Here is a 21,721-nt window from a genome sequence, read left to right on the forward strand (position 1 = left end):
CCGGGCGCACGGGCTATACTTTTGCCTTATTAAAACGATCGTTTTAGCCTTTTTTGGAGAACACAATGTCTGATCTCGCTTCCCTGTTTCAAACCGCGCAAGATGATGTGGTTAAATTAAACGATGCGCCTGATGTGGCAACGAAGCTCAAACTTTATTCTTTGTTTAAGCAAGCAGCGGAAGGTGATGCAACAGGCGATCGCCCATCAGCCATTCAGTTTGTGGCCCGTGCCAAGTTTGATGCATGGACAGAATTAAAAGGTATGAGTGGCGACGAAGCTAAGCAAAAATATATTGATTTGGTTACAGAATTAAAAGCGAACGACGAATAAAAGAAATGCCGGGCGATTAAGCCCGGTTTTTTTACAGCGCTAATTTTTTATTACTTATCAGCATTTCTTCAAATGCCGCTGCAGTCACAGGTTTACTAAATAAGAAACCCTGAATTGATGCGGTTTGTGTTTGTTTTAAAAACGCCAGTTGCTCGCGTGTTTCTACACCTTCTGCCAAGACATCCATTCCCAGCGTTTGCCCTAAGCCAATAATGGCCAATACAATTGCAGCATCATTATTATTGCTACAGGCATCTCGTACAAAGCTCTGGTCTATTTTTAGCTTATTAAAAGCAAATTGTTTTAAATAGCTAAGGCTGGAATAACCCGTTCCAAAATCATCTAAAGACAGCTTAACGCCAAGCTGTTTAATGCCATGCAGGGTAGACATCACTTGTTTTACTTCCTGCATAATCACCGATTCGGTCACTTCTAATTCCAGATGGCGGGCATCTAGCGCGGCATCATTTAAGGCCGAGCTAATAATTTCTAAGAAATTAGCCTGATGTAATTGGTGGGGGGATAAATTAACCGCCATATTAATCGGTGCCAAGCCCTTAGATTGCCATGCTGCGGCCTGGCGGCAGGCTTCATGCAAAACCCAATTGCCAATAGGAATAATAAGGCGGCTTTCTTCCGCAATCGGTATAAATTTGGTGGGTGATATTAGCCCCTGCTTAGGATGATTCCAGCGAATAAGCGCCTCTGCTCCAATAATTGTTCCATCTTTAAGGCTGAGCTGCGGCTGGTAATAAAGTATAAATTCATTATTAAGCAGCGCGGTGCGCATACTGGTTTCCAGCTCCAGCCTTTCAGAAGCACGGGCATTCATTTCTGGCGTGAAATATTGAAAATTACTGCGTCCCTGTGCTTTTGCCTGAAACATGGCCACATCGGCGTTGCGAATTAAATCATCAGCTGTTGTGCCGTCTTCCGGATAAATACTGATACCAATTGAGGTAGAGGTTGAGAAATGCCCGGCCTCTAATTCAAATGGCTTGGCAAAAGAAGCCAAAATGGCTTCCGCAATTGATCCGGCAATGAGGGAATGAGAGATATTGGTCAGTACAATGACAAACTCATCGCCGCCTAATCTCGCCAGAATATCGCCTGGGCTAATTAGTTTTTTAAAGCGGTTCGCCACCTGGGCCAAAACAGCGTCTCCTGCTGCATGGCCAAGGGAATCATTAATCGTTTTAAAACGATCTAAATCTAAAAAGAAAACTGCTAAATTTTGCTGATTACGCTCAGCTGAGGCAAGCGCCAGCCTGAGCTCATCACGCAGTAAATTGCGATTAGCCAAGCCTGTAACAGAATCGAAATTCGCTAATTCAACAATGCGCTCTTGGGCTTCTTTGCGCTCAGTAATATCGGTCATGGTGCCAATAATGCGGGTGGGTTTGCCACTGGAATCAAAGGCGACAAATTTACCGCGCGATTGAAACCAGCGGTATTCTCCAGACTGTGTTTTGCGGCGATATTCGCTGATTAATTGCGGGGCTTCCCCTTTTAAATATTGCTGAAAATGGGCAAGCGATTGTTCTTTATCATCAGGATGAACCTGTGCCTGCCATTTTTTAAAGCTTTCATCTCCGGGTTTTAAGCCCAGCAGCCTGTCATATTCAGGGCTGGTAATGGCGGTTTGATCTCCGGTGATCTGCATATCAAATAAGCCTGTATTTGAGGCTTCCAAGGCCAGCCGCAGCTGTTGCTCACTTTTAATAATGGCAAGCTCAGCAAGACGGCGCTCGGAGATATCCCGGACGACGGCACAATTGAATTCCAGCTTTTTAAAGACAATAAAATTAGAATTGATCTCGGTAGGAATGCTGCTTCCATTTCGCGCTTTAAGTGAAATTTCATCTCTTAAATGTTGATGGGTTTTTAATTTTTGCCAGAATTGAAGCCAGTAATCCGGGTTGAATGTGGGGTTAATATCGCGCAATTGCATAGCAAGCAGCTCTGATTCGCTATAGCCCAGGCGGGTACATGCAGTGGCATTCACATAGCGGATGCGGCCCAAGGCATCCAGCCAGATGGCCATATCCGCACCATGCTCTACGGCAACTTTGGTGAGATAAAGATCTGCTTCAGTTTTTTCTAAACGAGATAGCTGGCGAAATACATAAACGAGTAAGAGCGCGCCAAAAAGCAGCATGAGAAAAGTAATACCGCCATTCAGCAGGCTTTCATTTTTCCATGAGCGTAATGCTTCGTCTTTATCTATGCCTACTGAAATACCAAGATGCCATTGCTCTAGATATCGCCAGCCAAAAATACGTGTCATTTGCTCAACTTGGCTGTGCTCAGTAAAGAGGCCACTTTCTTTACGCGCAAAATGATCACCAAAAAATTGTTTGCCTGATATATCCCGGCCTACATCACTATCGTTATGCGGAAAGCTGGCAAGAGAAATGCCATCATCCCTGAATAAACGAATAACAATACCTTTTCTCTGGCTAAGCGATGAATAGAAGCGCTCGAAATAGCTAGGGTTAATGCCTGCAATTAATACGCCATTAAATTGGCCTTGTTTATCAATTAAGGGGCGAACCAAGGGAATAATATCGAGATTGCCGCTGGGGTCTGCCTGCTGCTCAGCAATATAAAAGCGTGCCTGTGGCTGCATTTTTGGGGCGCTAAAGCTCAGAGACTGAGAAATATTATGCTCAGGAGCGGGGTGTTGCAGGGTGGATGCCGTGATATTGCCTTGTGAATCGGCGGCTGCAAAGGTGCTGAGCTGAGGGTACTGGCTAAGCTGGCGGTTTAAAAATGCGTACAGGCAGGGCTCATTTTTGGCAGCAAGGCAGCTTTGAAAAATATCATCGTTTTGAATTTTATACAGCCCCTGCAGGCTGTTTTCCATGCTGCGGCTTAAGTGTTCATCAATGGCCCGCGCCATGGTCAGAATTTCTTTTTCGCTGCCGTTTAAAGTGTCTTTATAGTCCCGGTAAACAGACCAGCTGACTGCGGCAATCGTGAAAATAAAGATGGAGCTGGAAAGCACAATCAATAAGCGGCGAATCTGCTCAAAAGAGTGTTCGGCATCGGGAGAGGATGCCGCTTGAGGATGAGACACACAGTCACCTTAAATAAAGACAAAATAAAAATTAAAGCGCTGAGCTTAAGGGGGAAATCGCGGCACATTATCCCATCGACTAAAACAGGCTTAATGTAATGTGATCTACTTAAGCTTGGGCTGGGTAATGACTTTGTTATAGGCAATATAAATCAGCCTGTGCAGGGCAGACGGAGCCAGCGCGCTGTGCGCTAGTCCTTTTGAATTTGCTGATGCAGCCAGCGCAGTGCGCCGGCTTGTTTAGTGGCTGAGCACGGCGGGTAGCTGGTAATCGCCACTGATTCTGGCGGCTGCCAGCTCGGCACTTTTTCTGTCTGGGTAGGGGCCAAGCCTTACCCGGTGAAGCTGGCCTATGGTCTGAATCAGCAGCTTGTTTGAGTCGCTGTCCAGCTGGCTGGATAAGTGATTGCGGAAGTTTTCGGCATTGGCTAAAGAGCCAAATGCGCCCAGTTGCAAGTAGATTACGCCATTACCCGCATCGGCCAAGGGAATGCTGACGGGTTTGGGTTTGGCTGCAATTACGGGCTGAACAGCTGCGGCCACACTGCCCGGTGTGTCGCTGGCGAGTAAGCTTTCAACCTCTACTTCGGCGCTGCCTTCCATGGTATAGCCTAAACGGCAGGCGGCAAGAAAAGACAAATCCATCACACGGCCATGCAAAAACGGCCCTCTATCATTGACGCGCACAATAATGCTGCGGCCATTTTTGACATTGGTGACACGGGCATAAGATGGAATAGGCAGCGTAGGGTGTGCTGCGGTAATGGCAAACATATCGTAAATCTCACCGGTCGATGTTTTTTGCCCGTGAAATTTTCGCCCGTACCATGATGCTGTACCGCGTTGTTTTAATTCGCCAGGCCGTGGCAGCGGGGTGAAATTCTGCCCTAGCACGGTATAAGGATTATTTGCCCAGCGGTGCAGGGGCTCCCAGCGTGGCAAAGGCTCGGGGATCTGATCTATCCCTGATGGAAATGAATCCATCGGGCCATCGTCTTTGTAAAAAGCCCCACCCCCTTTGGCCGAGTAGTTGCAGCTGTACTGCGGCGGCGTAGTCGGGCCCGGAGGTAAATTAACCGGCAAGGGTTTGCTTGTCTGGGCAGGAGGCAGAGGTGTAGTGCTGCAAGCCGCCAGCAAGAGCGCAGCAATCAGCGGTGAGTAATGTGTCAGCTTCATGATTTCATCAACTTACGATCACCCTGCACACTCATTAAAAGGCCAAAGCCGGTCAGCAGCGACACCATCGATGTGCCGCCATAAGAGACCAGTGGCAGCGGAACGCCCACCACGGGCAGAATCCCGGAAACCATGCCCATATTAACGAAGGCGTAGGTAAAAAATGTCAGCGTAATCGCCCCGGCTAATAAACGCCCAAACAAGGTTGAGGCGTTATTGGCGATAATTAAGCCGCGGCCAATCAGCAGCAAATATAAAATTAATAGGATGGCATTACCCAAAAGGCCAAATTCCTCACCAAACACTGCAAAGATAAAGTCCGTAGTGCGTTCTGGAATAAAATCTAGATGGGTTTGTGTGCCGTTCAGCCAGCCTTTACCTAAGATTCCGCCCGAGCCAATTGCAATCGTTCCCTGAATAATATGGTAGCCAGCACCCAGCGGATCTTGCATGGGATCAAGCATGGTGGCAACACGGCGGCATTGGTATTCGTGCAGAATATTAATGCAGGAGTTCCAGTGCATGACTACATAGGCCAGCCCGCCGCCTGCAGCCCCCATCAGGCCGATAAACTTCCACGATAAGCCGGCAAAAAACAGCACATAAAAGCCAGATGATGCAATCAGCAGGCTGGTGCCTAGATCGGGTTGTTTCATGATCAGGCCAACCGGCACAATCATCAGCATGGCCGCAAACAGGTAGTGTTTCCAGCGGATGCTGGTTTCAAAGTGATGAAAATACCATGCCAACATCATAGGCAAGGCCAGCTTCATCAGCTCTGAAGGCTGAATTTTTGTGACCCCAATATGCAGCCAGCGCCGTGCGCCGTGGCTGATATCACCAAAGAGCGCCACGGCAATCAGCAGCAGTAAACCCACCACATAAGCAGGTACAGCGAGGCGGATCAGGGTTTGTTGAGAAGTATTGGCGACCAGCCACATCACCGTCAGGGCGATACCCATAAAGGTGATTTTGTTGATGATCATGTCCAGATCGCGATTGGACGCAGAAAACAACAAAATCGTGGAAAGAATAAGCACCAAAATGGTGAATAGTAAAAGCCAGGGATCAATTGGCCGGATAAAGCGGCCCCAAAGATGCTTAATCACCGATGATCTCCTCTGTACTGCTTGCTGCCTGAGGAGCAGCGCTGCTGGCTGCTGCTTTGGGGATGGCAGGCATTTTACCGTTCAGATAAAAATCCAGCGCCTGTCTTGCAATCGGAGCTGCTGCCTGCGCGCCAAAGCCCCCGTTTTCTACAATAACGGCGAGCGCAATTGTCGGCTTGTCAGCAGGGGCAAACACAATAAACCAAGAGTGATCACGTAAACGTTCGCTGATGTTTTTATTGTATTTACTGCCTTTCAGGCTATATACCTGCGCCGTACCCGTTTTACCTGCAGCAATATAATTAGCACCAGCAAAAGTACGTGCGCCTGTTCCTTCGCGGATCACCCCTTCCATACCTCGGATAACCCTCTCTACATTTTCACTTTTCCAGCTCATGGTTTTAACGGGCTGTGGCTCTACAACTTTTACAATCCCTGTGATGGGATCAATGATTTTGCCTACGGCGTGCGGGCGGAACATTACGCCCCGGTTGGCCAGTGTGGCGGTTGCATGCGCCATTTGCATCGGCGTGTAGCTGTTATAGCCTTGGCCAATCCCGATCGAAACGGTTTCGCCTGAATACCATTTTTGCGTGGCGGGCGTTTTAAAGCGTTTTTTCTTCCATTCCGGGCTGGGCAAAACGCCAGGGCGTTCGCCATTCAGGTCTACTCCGGTTGGGCTGCCAAAATCAAGCGTGCTCATAAATCTAGCGATATTGTCGATGCCCATTTGTACGGCAAGTTGGTAGAAATAGGTGTCGCTGGATACCACAATCGAGCGGTCAAAGCTCATTGAGCCATAACCACCCGCATGTGAATCCCGGAATTTATTATTGCCATACATAAAATAGCCGGGATCGCTAATGGTTTGCCGTGTCAGCGGGAAATCCCCTTCGAGGGCCGCTAAGGCCATAAAGGGTTTAAAGGTTGATCCCGGAGGATATTCGCCGCGAATCGCCCGGTTGAGCAAAGGCTTATCAATCGAGGTATTGAGCTCATTCCAGTTTAATGGATCAATGCCATCTACAAATAAATTGGGATCAAAGCCTGGCTTGGAAACCATAGCTAATAAGCCGCCGGTTTTAGGATCAATTGCCACTAATGAGCCGCGGCGCTTATCAAATAAATCTTCTACTACTTTTTGCAATTTAATATCGACAGACAGCGTGAGATCACTGCCGGGCACAGGCGGCGTGCGGCGTAAAGTGCGCACGGCGCGTCCGCCAGAATCAATTTCTACTTCTTCAAAGCCGGTTTTGCCATGCAATTGCTGCTCGTAGCTTTGCTCAATGCCAATTTTGCCTAAATGATCGGTGCCACGGTAATTGGCCGCCACTCCGTCTTCATCGAGTTGCTCTAAATCTTTAGTATTAATCCGGCCAATATAGCCAATCAAATGGCTGGCGATTTCGCCTAATGGGTAATGTCTGAATAAACGCGCTTTAATTTCTACGCCGGGAAAACGGTAGCTATTGGCGGCAAATCGGGCGACTTCTTCATCACTTAAACGGGTGCGGATAGGCAGCGTTTCAAAATCACGTGTTTCATCGCGCAGCTTTTTAAAACGGCGTTTATCTTTGGCGGTGATTTCAATAATGCTGGACAGCTGCTCGATTGTTTCGTCTAGATTAGCCTGTTTGGAAGGGGTGATTTCCAGCGTATAAGCAGAAAAATTATGCGCCAGAATAACGCCGTTTCTGTCCCGGATAATGCCTCGCGATGGCGGAATCGGCACGAGAGAAATTCGGTTTTGTTCGGCCAGCGTCATGTATTTATCATGCTGAACGGCTTGCAGCCAAAAAAAACGGCCAAACAGCAGTGAAAAAAGAGATAAAACAAAAAGAGCAGCCGCGATGATTCGCAGCTGGAAAGCGTAACGCTCTCGATGCTGATTTTTAAGTTCGCCGCGGCTCATAGTTCTTCAGTCGTCGGTCTGCGTTGATGAGAGAGCAGAATATTGGAAAGCGGGGGCCAGATAAATGCAGCCACAAAGCAACCTGCAAAATAAGCCCAGCCAGGAAAGGGTGCGCCCATCGCGGTACGCAGGGCCAACATCAGCGCTTGCCCGGACAGCATCAGTGCCAAGGCAACAAAAGCCTGCTGCCAAAATGGGAAAACAGCCAGCTGGCGCTGACGTGCAAGTGTCAGGTAGGCGATGACGGTATAGGCCAGAGCATGCTGGCCAAGAATATTCCCGTCGGCCACATCCATTAAGAGCCCCAGAAAAAAGGCCCAGCCCACACCCACGCGGCGGGGCTGGTTGAGCGACCAGTAGATAATAAATAATGCGACAAAATCCGGTGCAAAGCCGATCAACCCTGCCTGCCAAGGCAAAAGATTAATGGCAAGCGAAAGAACAAAGGTCAGCAGGATGAAACCACTGCTGACTGGGCGAAGTAATTGACGTGAAACAGGCATTAGCGACCCTTCTTTTTCTTGGCCCCAGCCGTTTCTGAAGCATTGGCTGGATAAGGGGCAGCGGCTTGATTGTGATCTAAAATAAGTAAGAAGCGATGTTGCTCAATACCAGCCAGAGGGGTGCAATAAATGCGGGCAAAGGCATTGCCGGTATTGCGTTCAATTTTTTGCACTTTGGCTACCGGTAATCCTGGCGGATATAAACCATCAATACCCGAAGTAATCAGAATATCGCCTTCTTTAATTTCTGAATTAGACGACATATTGCGAATTTCAAGCGGTAAACCGCGCCCCATTCCATAAATCACCGTACGCAACTGATTGCGCTCGATTTGCACGGGCACCATATGATTACGGTCAGAAATCAGCCGCACTTCGCTGGTCATCGATTGCACCCGGACCACCTGGCCCACCACACCGCTGGCATCCACAACAATCTGCCCTTCACTGATCTTCGCTCTTTCACCCCGATCAACAATCAGGCGAGCGGTAAACGGATCACGGCCGTTGTAGAGGATTTCTGTTAGCTGGCTGGGTTGGCTGGCCTGAACACTATTGAGTTGCCTCAGGCGGGCGTTTTCAGCTTCTAGCGATTTTAATTTCATCGCATTGACACTGGCTAAGAGCTGGGCATCGTGCAGCTTACGGTTTTCTCCCAGTAGCTCAGCTTGTCTTGATAAAAAGGTGCTGGTGTCTCTGAGTACCTCGAATGGCGCGGTGACAAGCCATTGCAAAGGGTAAAGCAGGATAGAGAGCTGCTGGCGGACAGGCCCGAGCATCTGATAGTTGGCGTCCCCTACTATCAAACTAACAGACAGGACAGAAAACAGGAAAAACCGCGTCAGCGGTTTAGGTCCCTGCTTAAAAAAGGCGGGCTGAGAGGCTTGCATGAAAGACGGCCGATGTTTCTCAAAAGCTAAGTAAAACGCAAACCACCTCTTTAAGCGGGTGGCCTGCGTGTGTTTTATCGCAAATCGTTATTTCATACGACTTGCCGCCTCACGATGAGCGCTTAATCGTAAGTAAAGATGCTGCCCGCTTTGTCCAGCTTCTCTAGCGCTTTGCCCGAGCCGCGCACAACGCAAGTGAGCGGATCTTCAGCTACGAATACCGGCAGGCCGGTTTCTTCCATAAGTAAGCGATCCAGATCGCGCAGCAGTGCGCCGCCGCCTGTGAGTACCATGCCTTTTTCGGCAATATCGGCACCCAATTCTGGCGGGGTTTGTTCTAGCGCTTGTTTTACTGCAGAAACGATCTGGTTGAGTGGCTCTGTCAGCGCTTCCAGAATTTCATTGGAAGAAATCGTAAACGAGCGGGGAATCCCTTCGGCCAGATTGCGACCTTTTACTTCCATCTCGCGCACTTCTGCTCCCGGGAAGGCGCTGCCGATGCGTTTTTTGATTTCTTCAGCAGTGGCTTCACCAATCAGCATGCCGTAGTTACGGCGGATGTAATTGATAATGGCTTCGTCAAACTTATCACCGCCTACGCGCACGCTGGATGCGTAAACAATACCGCCCAGCGAGATCACGCCGACTTCGGTGGTGCCGCCACCAATATCCACCACCATCGAGCCAGTGGCTTCTTCAACCGGCATACCTGCACCAATGGCTGCGGCCATAGGCTCTTCGATCAGTTCTACTTTACGTGCGCCTGCACCCAGGGCCGATTCGCGAATCGCCCGGCGCTCAACTTGAGTAGAGCCACATGGCACGCAAATCACGATACGGGGAGGGGAGGAGAACATGCGGCTTGGGTTCACTTTTTTAATGAACTGCTTCAGCATTTGTTCTGTGATGGTGAAATCGGCAATCACGCCGTCTTTCATCGGGCGAATGGCATTAATGCTACCAGGGGTTCGGCCCAGCATTTTTTTGGCTTCTGCGCCTACTGCTAAAATAGTTTTTTTGCCTGATGGGCCGCCTTCTTGCTGGATGGCCACTACGGAAGGTTCATCAAGCACGATGCCCTTGCCCTGCATATAAATCAGCGTGTTGGCAGTGCCCAGGTCAATGGCGATGTCGTTGGCAAAGTAGCCGGAAAGAAGTCCAAACATTCGGGTCTCACACTTTTATAGAGGTGTTGAAGGCCGCCGGTAAAATACCCACGGGCTATTAAGTTTTGCTGTTTAGTTTTGCCTTTCAGGCAAAATATTTTTTACGTCTGTTCTAAGCGGGCTTGTCATAGACAACGCCCTATACAAAAAAAGCCCAAATATCTGGCTTTTTCGCATGCAATTTATTTTTGCTGTCCGTCGGCATTGTATTGCCACGGCACGATATCGGGTTTTGCCCCCCTGCTTTGTCTTGCGCTTAAAGGCAAGAGCAGCTTTATTAAGGCGGCGGTGCAAGCGAAAAAGTTCCGCGGCACATTTGAACCTTGATGCCTCCACCCTAGCATGAGGACAGGTGGTAGTAATCAAACCCTGTATGATACCCTATCGAGTTGACGTTAATAAATGTTTACGGGGTAAATCCGACATGTCCCTGTCTATTGAAGATGTAGCGCGCATCGCCCGCTTGTCCCGCATCGCGGTGACGGGTGATGAATTAGCGGCTACCCAAGGCCAGTTAAACCAAATTCTTACTTTGATTGAAGAAATGCGTGCCGTCGATACCACAGGTATCGAGCCGATGGCGCATGCGCAGGATGTGATGCTGCGTTTGCGTGATGATGTTGCGCGGGAGCCCGATCGTCGCGAGGCATGGCAGGCGGTGGCTCCGGCGGTTGAGGCTGGTTTATATCTTGTTCCGCAAGTCATTGAGTGAGGGGCTGGGTTGATCCCTGCTAAAAAATAATGATAGAAAAATCAGTAAAACAACTGTCGGCAATGCTGACAGCTAAAGAAATTTCTGCCGTAGAAATGGCCAGCGAATATCTGGCCCGTGCCAAGGCCCTCAATGGCGAGCTGAATGCCTTTATTACGCTGGATGAAGACAAAACCCTAGCCGAAGCAAAAGCCGCCGATGTTATGCTGGCTGGCAGCACTGCTGGGCCGTTGACGGGTGTACCGATTGCGCAAAAAGATATTTTTTGTCAGCAGGGCTGGAAAACCACCTGCGGCTCCAAAATGCTGGATAACTTTGTTGCGCCTTACGACGCCAATGTGATCGAGCTTTGCCGTAAAGCGGGTTTGGTGAGCTTAGGTCGCACCAATATGGACGAGTTTGCGATGGGCTCATCCAATGAAAACAGTTTTTACGGTGCGGTCAAAAATCCTTGGGATAAGCTGGCTGTGCCGGGTGGCTCATCGGGTGGCTCGGCTGCTGCTGTTGCTGCGCGTCTGGCCCCGATTGCCACGGCAACAGATACCGGAGGGTCGATTCGTCAGCCTGCGGCATTTTGCGGCGTAACGGGGATTAAGCCTACTTACGGTATTGTGAGCCGCTTTGGCATGATTGCTTTCGCTAGCTCCCTTGATCAGGGCGGCCCGATCGGCAAAAGTGCCGAAGACTGCGCTTTGCTTCTGAATGTAATGGCGGGCTATGACGAGCGTGATTCCACCTCGCTGGAGCATGCCAAAGAAGATTACAGCCGCGATTTAAACGCGCCGCTGGCAGGTTTAAGAATTGGTTTGCCTAAGGAGTACTTTGCCGAAGGCTTGGCCAGCGATGTGGCTGCCGCCGTCGATGCCGCCATCAGCGAATATAAAAAGCTGGGCGCGACGATTGTTGAAGTCAGCTTACCCAATACCAAGCTGTCGATTCCTGCCTATTACGTGATTGCCCCTGCAGAAGCTTCCAGTAATCTGAGCCGCTTTGACGGCGTGCGTTATGGACACCGCGCTGCGGAATACTCAGGTCTTGCGGATATGTACGAGAAAAGCCGTGCTGAAGGCTTTGGTGCAGAAGTTAAACGCCGCATCCTCACAGGTACGTATGTGCTGAGTCATGGTTATTACGATGCTTACTACCTGCAAGCACAAAAGATCCGCCGCATTATCGCCAATGACTTCCAGGCTGCTTTTGAGCATTGCGATCTGATTGCAGGGCCGGTTGCGCCAACGGCCGCATGGAATCTGGGCGAGAAAAATGCCGACCCAACGGCGATGTACTTGGAAGACATCTACACGCTGGCTGTGAATCTGGCTGGCTTGCCAGGTATGAGCCTGCCAGCAGGCTTTGCCGCAAATGGCCGCCCGGTTGGCTTGCAGCTGATTGGTAATTATTTCTCAGAAGCCAAAATGCTGAATGCGGCGCATCAGTTGCAGCAAGTTACCGACTGGCACACCCGTGCGCCCAGCCTTTAAGCAGCCATAGGAATCACCAAAATGAAATGGGAAGTAGTGATCGGGCTGGAAGTGCATACCCAGCTCTCGACTCAGTCGAAAATTTTCTCCAGCGCCAGCACCGCTTACGGCGCTGAGCCAAATACACAAACCGCCGTGGTCGATGTGGCTATGCCGGGTGCCTTGCCGGTGATGAACCGTGGTGCGGTAGAGCGCGCCATTCAGCTGGGCCTGGCGATTGGCGGCAAGATTAATCGCAAATCAATTTTTGCGCGTAAAAATTATTTTTACCCTGATTTGCCTAAGGGCTATCAGATCAGCCAGTTTGAACTGCCGGTGGTTGAGGGCGGTACGATAGAGATTCAGGTTGGCGACGTCACTAAAGTAATTAATGTGACGCGTGCTCACTTGGAAGAAGATGCGGGCAAATCGGTACACGAAGATTTCCACGGCATGACCGGGATTGATCTGAACCGCGCCGGCACTCCGCTGCTAGAAATCGTTTCAGAGCCAGAAATGCGCTCTGCTGCCGAGGCGGTTGCTTACGCTAAAGCCTTGCATAGTCTCGTGACCTGGATCGGGATTTGCGATGGCAATATGCAAGAAGGGAGCTTTCGCTGTGACGTCAACGTTTCTGTTCGTCCGGAAGGGCAGAAAGAATTTGGTACGCGACGCGAAATTAAAAACTTGAACAGCTTTAAGTTTATGGAACAAGCGATTAAGTTTGAAACGCAGTGGCAGATCGAGCAGATTGAAGACGGGCATAAGATTCAGCAGGCCACCATCTTGTTTGACCCAGATAGCGGCGAAACCCGCATGATGCGTAGCAAAGAAGACGCGCATGATTACCGCTATTTCCCAGATCCTGATTTGCCGCCACTTTGTATCTCGGAAGACTGGATTGAGCGTGTGCGCAGCGAAATGACTGAGCTGCCGCAGCTGATGCGCCAGCGCTTTAGCGCGCAGTACGGTTTATCTAGCTACGATGCCAGCACGCTGACCAGCTCTAAAGATATGGCCGTGTACTTTGAAGCTATGGTTGCCGCAGGTGCAGATGCCAAGCTCGCCGCTAACTGGATCATGGGTGATGTTTCTGCCACGCTGAACCGCGAAGAAAAATCGATCGGCGATAGCCCGGTTTCTGCAACTGCTTTGGCTGGTCTGGTTAAGCGGGTGATGGATAACACCATCAACAATAAAACCGCTAAAGACGTGCTGAAAAAAATGTGGGAATCTGGCGATGCAGCGGATGCGATTATCGAGCGCGATGGCCTGAAGCAAACCACCGATACCGGTGCAATCGAAGCCATTATTGACGAAGTGCTGGCGGCTAATCCTAAGGCGGTTGAAGAGTATAAGAGCGGCAAACTGGCCGCGATTAACTCCCTAATGGGCCAGTGCATGAAGGCCAGCAAGGGTAAGGCTAATCCGGCGATGGTGACTGAGATTCTGACTAAGAAGCTAAGCTGATTATTGCCTAGCCATTAAAAATAGCGATCCTGCGGGGTCGCTATTTTTTTGCGAAAATGTAGGGTGGGTGAAATCCCATAGGCGTTGACCAATTTATTTTTTATTAGCAAACAACGAAAAAATACAACAATCACGCTCTCTGCATAGGGCTTAAAAATCCCCTTGAAGCACGCCGACGCGAGGAATAAGCGGATCGGGGTTTCGGAAAAGGGGTAGCGCGGGCTTGCTCCCGAGCAGCCTCTACGCCGAGCCGATTATCCGCAGTGACTTCGTGTTTTGAGGTTGTGGCTTGGCTTCGTTTCTTGGCCGCGCAAGAAAGGAAGGTCCAGCGGGACGCCCGCACCTAAATCAACGTGCCGAAGGCACTAAAACTTTGCTTAGCGCACATGGAGTACAACCCGCGTATTTTGCAGGTTGCACCCAGCCTACGAATGATGCAATGCTTGTAAAGCATCAACGATCACCAAAGCGTTGTATGCCGACTTTGTTATAACTCGCGGTTTCTTCGTGTTCTGCTTTTAAACTCCGTGTTCTCTGTGCTTACAGATTTAAGCTTTTTTCATAAAAATCCGCCTGAAGGTTGTTGCTTAAAAATTAGGCAGGCGTTAGAATGCGCGGCCTTTTACTGCGCCAGCAGCATATGCATATCGGCCCCTATCCCCTTGTAAATAATCTGATTGTCGCCCCCATGGCGGGTGTGACCGATCGTCCTTTCCGTATGCTTTGCAAGCGTTTTGGCGCAGGGCATGCGGTGAGCGAGATGATTACGGCCGACAGCAGCATGCGCTCGCACCAAAAAACCCTGCAGCGCGCAAATTTTGAGGGTGAGTTGGCACCGGTTTCCGCACAGATTGCCGGCTCTGATCCGGAGTTACTCGCAGCTGCAGCACGGCATAATGTGGCGCACGGCGCGCAAATCATTGATATCAATATGGGTTGCCCGGTTAAAAAGGTGTGCAACAAGCTGGCTGGCTCCGCCTTGTTGCAAAATGAAGACTTAGTTGCAAAGATTCTGCATGCCGTGGTGCGTGCCGTAGACGTGCCGGTTACACTGAAAACCCGCTTGGGCTTTGCCAATGGCGAAGAAAATATTATGCGTGTGGCCAAAATAGCTGAAGAGGCAGGGATTGCCGCGCTGGCTATTCATGGCCGAACGCGTGAAGATATGTACTTGGGTCATGCGCGCTATGCCTTGATTGCTCAGGTAAAACAATCGATTCAGATTCCTGTGATCGCTAATGGCGATATTGACAGCCCGCAAAAAGCCGCGCTGGTTCTTAAAGAAACCGGAGCAGATGCGATTATGATTGGGCGGGCTGCACAGGGCAGGCCGTGGATTTTCCGTGAAATTGCCCACTATCTGGCCAGCGGTGAGTTACTTCCCCCGCCGGAAGTGGTAGAAGTTCGCGATGTATTGCTCGGCCATCTGGATGATCTCTACGCCTTCTATGGTGAGTATTCTGGTTGCCGTATCGCTCGCAAGCATATCGCTTGGTATAGCAAGGGCTTACGTGGCAGTAATGAGTTTCGTCAGGCTATGTATGCTCAGGAATCTACGGCAGGGCAAGCGGATACTACCCGCCAGTATTTTGATGGTTTGCTCACTTTAGGTGAGCGGCTGCAGTACGAAGATATGTCAAAACAAAAAGAAAACCACAATGAATCGGGAGATTTATGAGTACTCAAACCGATCTGATCGCCGAGGCGATTTACGCTTCTCTCGACCAGTATTTCCAAGACTTGGACGGCGAACCGCCGTGTGCTATGTACGATATGGTCTTGGCTCGTGTTGAAAAGCCACTGTTGGAATTAGTTTTAGAGCGCGTAGAGGGCAATCAGACCCGAGCAGCCGATATGCTGGGTATTAACCGCAATACCCTGCGTAAGAAATTACAGATTTATGATTTGCTGTAATAGAACGCGCAGAGGGTAATTAAGACCCGAGCAGCCGATATGCTGGGTATTAACCGCAGTACCTTGCATCAGAAATTACAGATTTATGATTTGCTGTAATAGAGGGCGTAGAGGGTAATTAAGAACCGAACAGCCGATATGCTGGGTATTAACCGCAATACCCTGCGTACGAAATTACAGATTTACGATTTGCTGTAATGCGCAGATGCGCAGTTTTCACAAGAAACGAGTTTGTATCTTTATATACAGGGAAGCTGAAATCATGACCAAAATTACCCGTGCGCTAATCAGCGTATCCGATAAAACCGGTGTACTCGATTTTGCCAAAGCACTGGCAGCGCAAGGCGTCGAAATTTTGTCGACCGGAGGGACCGCTAAATTGTTTGCGGACAATGGCGTGCCAGTGATCGAAGTGGCTGATTACACCGGCTTTCCTGAAATGCTTGATGGGCGTGTAAAAACGCTGCATCCAAAAATCCATGGCGGTATTTTGGGCCGCCGCGATTTACCAGCACACGTTGCCACTATGGCAGAACACCAAATCGGCAATATTGATCTGGTCTGTGTGAATCTCTACCCATTTGAAGCCACTATTGCCCGCCCTGATTGCAATTATGAAGATGCAATCGAAAACATCGATATCGGTGGCCCGGCTATGGTGCGTTCTGCCGCAAAAAATCATGCTCATGTGGCGATTGTGACCGATGCCAGTGATTACGCAGATCTGATCAAAGAAATGCAAGCCAATGATGGCGCCCTATTACTGGCCACACGCAAAGTGCTGGCGAAAAAAGCCTTCAGCCACACCGCGGCTTACGATGGTGCAATTTCTAACTACCTGACTGCACTGACCGCAGACGGCGAGAAAAAAGCTTATCCAGACCGCCTGAATATGCAATTCGTTAAAGTGCAAGATATGCGCTACGGCGAAAACCCGCATCAAAGTGCTGCTTTTTACCGTGATATCGATCCGGCCATGGGTAGCCTTGCTGCTTATAAGCAATTGCAGGGTAAGGAATTAAGCTACAACAATGTGGCCGATTCTGATGCGGCTTGGGAATGTGTAAAACAGTTTGCTGAGCCAGCATGCGTGATTGTAAAACACGCTAATCCTTGCGGTGTGGCCGTAGGTACAGATAGCTACTCGGCTTATCGCCTAGCTTTTGCAACAGACACCACCAGCGCCTTTGGCGGCATTATTGCGTTTAACCAGACTGTTGATGTGGATACCGCCGAAGCGGTTTCCAAGCAATTTATGGAAGTACTGATTGCCCCTGCCTATACCGCCGAAGCCTTGGCATTGCTGGCTAAAAAGCAAAATGTCCGCGTACTGGAAGTCCCGGTTGAGCAGGGCGCAAATCGTTTTGATGTGAAGCGTGTAGGCGGCGGTTTATTGGTGCAAACACCTGATTCACACATTCTTACATTGAATGATCTGAAAGTGGTAACCAAACTGCAGCCAACCGAAACTCAGCTTAAAGATCTGCTGTTTGCCTGGAATGTGGCTAAATTTGTTAAATCAAATGCCATTGTATTCTGCGGCAAGGGTCAGACTTTGGGCGTGGGTGCAGGACAAATGAGCCGCGTGGATTCCACTAAAATTGCGGCAATTAAAGCTAAGGCTGCGGGCCTAGATTTACGTGGCTCGGTGGCGGCATCAGATGCCTTCTTCCCATTCCGCGATGGCGTGGATGTGATTGCAGAAAACGGTGTTTCAGCCATTATTCAGCCAGGTGGTTCGGTGCGTGATGATGAAGTGATTGCAGCAGCAGATGAGCATGGTATTGCGATGGTGGTGACAGGGATTCGTCATTTCCGTCATTAATCAAGTGATTTGATTATTTAAAAGCGGGGAAGAGATTCCCCGCTTATTGTGTTTATGGTGCTGTGTTTAATTGAGAGGCTGGCTGAGTTGCCGGTGCTTTGAAATATTTTGGTTGAGATAATGAAAAAACTGTTTGCCACCCTTTGCTTGCTGATGGCTTTACCCGCCTCTGCAATGGATTGCTCCAATATGTGGGATTGGGCGACGGCTGCTTGTCAGCGCGTGGATAAAATAAACCGGGAAGGTAAGAGTGATTTGCTGGTTTCGGGATATTCTTGGCACGATCGCTCAACCTATACCGCTGAAAAACTCGAAGACTTTCAAGAGTTTGCTTATGGTGGTGGCTTGGGTAAGCGCATTAGTGATGAAAACAATAATCAGGAATTTATCTACGGAATGATTTTTGCTGATTCGCATAATCAGCCGCAGTTGCAGGTCGGGTATATGCATCTTTGGTATTGGCCGATTATTGGGGAGTTATCAGCCGGCCTTGGCGTGTCATTGCAGCTTATTTCACGCCAAGATGTCATTGGTGGCGTTCCTTTTCCTGCTCCTTTGCCTATTGCGTCGGTTCGCTATGGCAAGGCATCTTTGATTGGTACCTTTATCCCAAGGCTGAATGGTCAGTTAAATAATGGCAATGTGGCTTATGTGTTTGGCCGCTACGAATTCGATTAACAGGAAACAGATTCATGAATATTTTGGTGATTGGTTCGGGTGGTCGTGAGCATGCACTGGCTTGGAAAATTGCCCAGTCAGAGCGCGTGGGCAAAGTGTTTGTGGCGCCGGGTAATGCGGGTACAGCACTGGAAAAAGATTTAATTAATATTGATATCTCGGCCATTGATGAGCTGATCGAGTTTGCAAAAGCCGAAAATATTGCCATTACCGTAGTAGGTCCGGAAGCGCCTTTGTCGCAAGGCGTAGTCGATGCATTTCGCGAAGCAGGTTTAAAAATCTTTGGACCAACTCGCGCAGCGGCACAGTTGGAATGGTCTAAAGACTTCGCTAAAGCGTTTATGCTGCGCCATGGTATTCCTACAGCGGCTTATCAGACCTTTGCCAATGCGGATGAAGCGCATGCATATATCAAGGCTCAAGGCGCACCGATTGTGATTAAGGCCGATGGTTTGGCGGCAGGCAAGGGTGTGGTGGTAGCGATGACGCTGGATGAAGCGCACGCCGCGGTTGACTCCATGCTATCGGACAATAAATTTGGCGATGCGGGCGCTCGGGTGGTGATTGAAGAGTGCTTGCTTGGCGAGGAAGCCAGTTTCATCGTAATGGTCGATGGCAAAAATGTACTGGCCATGGCATCCAGCCAGGATCATAAACGCCTCTTGGATGGCGATGAAGGCCCGAATACTGGCGGCATGGGCGCGTATAGCCCTGCACCCGTAGTGACGCCAGATGTACACGCCAAAGTGATGCGCGAAGTGATTTTGCCAACCGTGCAAGGCATGGCAAAAGACGGCACGGTATTCACGGGCTTTTTGTACGCGGGCCTGATGATCGATGCTTTGGGCAACCCAAAGGTTATCGAATACAACTGCCGCTTTGGCGATCCTGAAACTCAGCCAATTATGCTGCGTTTAAAGAGCGATTTTGTCACCCTGCTTGAGCATGGTGTGAATGGAACGCTGGATCAGATCGAAGCCGAATGGGACCGCCGTGTGGCCATGGGCGTGGTGATGGCTGCGGCCAATTACCCAGAAACCCCGCGTAAAGGCGATTTAATCTCGGGCTTGCCAACAGCGGCTTTAGAAGATGGCCATGTCTTTCATGCGGGCACAACGCTGAACGAGCAAGGTGAAGCCATCACCGCCGGCGGCCGTGTGCTCTGTGTGACCGCTTTTGGCGACAGCTTTAAAATGGCACAAAAACGCGCTTATCAAATATTGGCAGGCGTTTCATTTGCTGGCGCACAATACCGCAGTGATATCGGTTGGCGAGCAATTAGCCGCAAGTAAAGCCTGATGGGCTGCAAAAAAGCCATGCATTAGATTGCATGGCTTTTTTATTGCGTGAAAATAGTGTGCTGATGTAAGTCAATAAACCAAAGGGCTCGCATTGACTCTTGTTGATGTAAGGTAGATTATGAAGTTAACAAAAACCGTTCTCATTGCTAAAACCATGACTCTCGCCGATCTTCCGCTCAATACTTCCGCCAGAATTCTCTCTGCTCAGCTTGATGCTGATTTATGCCAACGCCTTGCTGCGCTTGGCTTGCATGTGCAGCGCGATATAGAGGTGATCCGCCGTGGCATGCTGGGCGGGCCTTTGCAGCTGCGGGTGGGCAGTACCGAATTTATGCTGCGTCGTAAAGATGCTAGGCAGATTTTGGTCGATATTTTGCCTCAAGCGGATAGCAGCCTGATCGCGGTGACAGCATGAAGCGTGTTGCCCTGGTGGGCATGCCCAATACCGGTAAATCGACCTTATTTAATCGTATTACTGGCGGCACAGCGCGTACCGCCAATTGGCCGGGGCTGACGGTGGAGCTGGCTTCCAGCCGTATCTTGCTGGGCGGATCTATGGTGCAGATGGTCGATCTGCCGGGGATTTATGATTTAAGTGGCGGGGCTGAAGACGAGCGTATTACTCAGGAATTTCTGAATAAAACTGAGTTGGATGCCGTTCTCCTAGTGCTGAATGCCACGCAGCTGGACAGGCAGCTGGTGCTGGCTTTACAGCTAAAGGCTCTGGGGGCACCGCTGATTATTGCACTCAATATGGGCGATGAAGCAAAGCAGGCCGGGGTGCAAATTAATCTGGAAGGGCTGGCTGCAGAGCTTGCCTGCCCGGTGCTGAAAATAAGTGCCAAGCATGGCCAGGGTGTGCCTGAGTTAAAAGAGGCACTCAATCGTCTGATCCGCCAGCAAGCGCCTAAGCAAATTGCACTGGCCCATGCGCCTGCATCAAACGCCCTGCATCAGGACGAGGCACGGCTGTATAGCCGCTTTATTCAGCGCCCCTCGGTTTTGCCTCCTGGGCCAACCGCCATGCTGGATCGCTGGGTTTTGCATCCGGTACTGGGTTTGCCTCTGTTTGTACTGATGATGTTTTGCTTGTTTCAGCTGACCTACGCCATTGGCGTGCCTTTGCAAGATTTAGCAAAAGATGGGCTGGAATGGTTTAAAACCGATATTTTAAAAATGGCCGCTGCTTCTTGGCCGCCATTTTGGTCAGGTTTTTTGGTCGATGGTGTGTTTGATGGCCTGAGTACGGTACTCACGTTTATCCCGATTATTTTTCTGTTTTTTTGCCTGATGGCCATTATCGAAGACTCGGGTTATTTCTCGCGTGCGGCTTTTATGATGGACGGGCTGATGGCGCGGCTAGGCATGGATGGCCGTGGCTTTGTGATGCTGATGATGGGCTTTGGCTGCAATGTGCCAGCGCTGATGGGCACGCGAGTGATTCGGGATAGAAAGGCGCGTTTATTGACTATGCTGGCGATTCCTTTCTCGCTTTGTTCGGCGCGTTTACAGATTTTTCTCTTTTTAACCGGCGCGTTGTTTAGCCCGCTGCAAGCACCCTGGGTGCTGTTGTCACTCTATTTTGCGAGTATTTTTATTTCTATGGGCACGGCGCTTTTGCTGCGTGGACGCTTTAAATCGACTGAGCCCTTTACGCTGGAGCTGCCGCCTTATCGCTTCCCTGTGCTGCGGCAAATCTTTTTACGTGGCTGGGGTGAGGCAGCGGGTTTTGTGCGGTTGGCATCTACCATGATTGTGATTGGTGTGGTCTTGGTTTGGCTGTTGAGCAATTACCCAAACCCACAACACAGTTATTCCACCATGATTGCCGGATTCTTTCAGCCGGTGCTATCCCCAATTGGTATTCAGGCCGAGCTATCAATCGCTTTGATGTTTGGCTTTGTGGCCAAAGAAGTGGTGCTTGGTGCTCTGGCGGTGATTGCCGGGCAGGATGGCCCCGCCTTGGCGCATCATTTATCTATTGTGCTTGATCCGGTATCGGCCTATAGCTTTATGTTGTTTTCATTGACCTATGTGCCCTGCGTTTCTACTATTGCGGCCATGCGCAAGGAATCTAACAGCGTAGCGCTGACTACTTTTTCTGTGGTCTATTCTTTATTACTTGCCTGGTTGCTGTCGTTTATCTTTTACCAGGGGGCCAGAGCTTTAGGTTTTTGATTGCAGTTGGCGT

The 21,721-nt window shown here is 49.8% G+C and carries 18 protein-coding genes and 1 pseudogene; 12 read left to right on the forward strand and 7 right to left on the reverse strand.

The features are described from left to right. Nucleotides 1-65 precede the first annotated feature (65 nt). A complete protein-coding gene (locus DYD62_RS22395) occupies nucleotides 66-332 on the forward strand; it encodes an acyl-CoA-binding protein (RefSeq protein WP_115230131.1) in 267 nt (88 codons plus the stop codon). Between the two features lie 31 nt (nucleotides 333-363). On the opposite strand, the gene DYD62_RS22400 is transcribed toward DYD62_RS22395, so the two are convergent. The 7 genes from DYD62_RS22400 to DYD62_RS22430 form a co-directional block, all read right to left on the reverse strand. Then, nucleotides 364-3,411 (reverse strand): bifunctional diguanylate cyclase/phosphodiesterase, encoded by a 3,048-nt coding sequence (locus DYD62_RS22400; RefSeq protein ID WP_115230132.1) that lies wholly within the window; start codon nucleotides 3,409-3,411, stop codon nucleotides 364-366. Between the two features lie 240 nt (nucleotides 3,412-3,651). Next, entirely contained in the window at nucleotides 3,652-4,587 is a 936-nt protein-coding gene (locus DYD62_RS24285) for a septal ring lytic transglycosylase RlpA family protein (RefSeq protein ID WP_115230133.1), read from the reverse strand. Beyond that, nucleotides 4,584-5,696, reverse strand: a complete 1,113-nt coding sequence (gene rodA / locus DYD62_RS22410) for a rod shape-determining protein RodA (protein WP_115230134.1) — start codon at nucleotides 5,694-5,696, stop codon at nucleotides 4,584-4,586. Before rodA ends, DYD62_RS24285 begins: the two co-directional genes overlap by 4 nt. Next, complete coding sequence (mrdA, locus tag DYD62_RS22415) at nucleotides 5,689-7,611, reverse strand: penicillin-binding protein 2 (protein WP_115230135.1); 1,923 nt, start codon at nucleotides 7,609-7,611, stop codon at nucleotides 5,689-5,691. Before mrdA ends, rodA begins: the two co-directional genes overlap by 8 nt. Then, the gene (gene mreD / locus DYD62_RS22420; RefSeq protein ID WP_115230136.1) at nucleotides 7,608-8,114 is read right to left on the reverse strand and encodes a rod shape-determining protein MreD; all 507 of its coding nucleotides are present in this window, start codon (nucleotides 8,112-8,114) and stop codon (nucleotides 7,608-7,610) included. Before mreD ends, mrdA begins: the two co-directional genes overlap by 4 nt. After that, a complete protein-coding gene (gene mreC, locus DYD62_RS22425; RefSeq protein WP_115230137.1) occupies nucleotides 8,114-9,004 on the reverse strand; it encodes a rod shape-determining protein MreC in 891 nt (296 codons plus the stop codon). Before mreC ends, mreD begins: the two co-directional genes overlap by 1 nt. A gap of 122 nt (nucleotides 9,005-9,126) precedes the next feature. Continuing rightward, nucleotides 9,127-10,170, reverse strand: a complete 1,044-nt coding sequence (locus DYD62_RS22430; RefSeq protein WP_046351519.1) for a rod shape-determining protein — start codon at nucleotides 10,168-10,170, stop codon at nucleotides 9,127-9,129. A gap of 424 nt (nucleotides 10,171-10,594) precedes the next feature. On the opposite strand from DYD62_RS22430, the gene gatC reads away from it, so the two are divergent. The 11 genes and pseudogenes from gatC (at nucleotide 10,595) to feoB (ending at nucleotide 21,708) form a co-directional block, all read left to right on the forward strand. After that, nucleotides 10,595-10,882 (forward strand): Asp-tRNA(Asn)/Glu-tRNA(Gln) amidotransferase subunit GatC, encoded by a 288-nt coding sequence (gene gatC, locus DYD62_RS22435; RefSeq protein ID WP_099396518.1) that lies wholly within the window; start codon nucleotides 10,595-10,597, stop codon nucleotides 10,880-10,882. 29 nt (nucleotides 10,883-10,911) lie between these two features. Beyond that, nucleotides 10,912-12,363, forward strand: coding sequence for an Asp-tRNA(Asn)/Glu-tRNA(Gln) amidotransferase subunit GatA (gatA, locus tag DYD62_RS22440; RefSeq protein ID WP_115230138.1), 1,452 nt, complete (start codon nucleotides 10,912-10,914; stop codon nucleotides 12,361-12,363). A gap of 6 nt (nucleotides 12,364-12,369) precedes the next feature. Next, nucleotides 12,370-13,812 carry an Asp-tRNA(Asn)/Glu-tRNA(Gln) amidotransferase subunit GatB gene (gene gatB, locus DYD62_RS22445; protein ID WP_308418358.1) on the forward strand — a complete coding sequence of 481 codons (1,443 nt, stop codon included), beginning with the start codon at nucleotides 12,370-12,372 and terminating at the stop codon, nucleotides 13,810-13,812. A gap of 640 nt (nucleotides 13,813-14,452) precedes the next feature. Next, complete coding sequence (gene dusB, locus DYD62_RS22450) at nucleotides 14,453-15,490, forward strand: tRNA dihydrouridine synthase DusB (protein WP_115230187.1); 1,038 nt, start codon at nucleotides 14,453-14,455, stop codon at nucleotides 15,488-15,490. Further along, nucleotides 15,487-15,825, forward strand: a pseudogene (locus tag DYD62_RS22455) (helix-turn-helix domain-containing protein). The gene dusB and the pseudogene DYD62_RS22455 overlap by 4 nt, the downstream one beginning before the upstream one ends. An 18-nt stretch (nucleotides 15,826-15,843) precedes the next feature. Then, nucleotides 15,844-15,924 carry a helix-turn-helix domain-containing protein gene (locus tag DYD62_RS22465; protein WP_115230189.1) on the forward strand — a complete coding sequence of 27 codons (81 nt, stop codon included), beginning with the start codon at nucleotides 15,844-15,846 and terminating at the stop codon, nucleotides 15,922-15,924. A gap of 64 nt (nucleotides 15,925-15,988) precedes the next feature. Continuing rightward, complete coding sequence (purH, locus tag DYD62_RS22470; protein WP_115230140.1) at nucleotides 15,989-17,551, forward strand: bifunctional phosphoribosylaminoimidazolecarboxamide formyltransferase/IMP cyclohydrolase; 1,563 nt, start codon at nucleotides 15,989-15,991, stop codon at nucleotides 17,549-17,551. A 120-nt stretch (nucleotides 17,552-17,671) separates the two neighbouring features. Further along, nucleotides 17,672-18,229 carry a hypothetical protein gene (locus DYD62_RS22475; RefSeq protein ID WP_115230141.1) on the forward strand — a complete coding sequence of 186 codons (558 nt, stop codon included), beginning with the start codon at nucleotides 17,672-17,674 and terminating at the stop codon, nucleotides 18,227-18,229. A 14-nt stretch (nucleotides 18,230-18,243) separates the two neighbouring features. Then, entirely contained in the window at nucleotides 18,244-19,521 is a 1,278-nt protein-coding gene (gene purD, locus DYD62_RS22480; protein ID WP_115230142.1) for a phosphoribosylamine--glycine ligase, read from the forward strand. 127 nt (nucleotides 19,522-19,648) lie between these two features. Beyond that, the gene (locus tag DYD62_RS22485) at nucleotides 19,649-19,945 is read left to right on the forward strand and encodes a FeoA family protein (RefSeq protein ID WP_207916712.1); all 297 of its coding nucleotides are present in this window, start codon (nucleotides 19,649-19,651) and stop codon (nucleotides 19,943-19,945) included. Continuing rightward, entirely contained in the window at nucleotides 19,942-21,708 is a 1,767-nt protein-coding gene (gene feoB, locus DYD62_RS22490) for a ferrous iron transport protein B (protein WP_115230143.1), read from the forward strand. Before DYD62_RS22485 ends, feoB begins: the two co-directional genes overlap by 4 nt. Nucleotides 21,709-21,721 lie beyond the last annotated feature (13 nt).

The sequence above is a fragment of the Iodobacter fluviatilis genome (genome assembly GCF_900451195.1).
In the GTDB taxonomy this organism is placed as follows: Bacteria; Pseudomonadota; Gammaproteobacteria; order Burkholderiales; family Chitinibacteraceae; genus Iodobacter; species Iodobacter fluviatilis.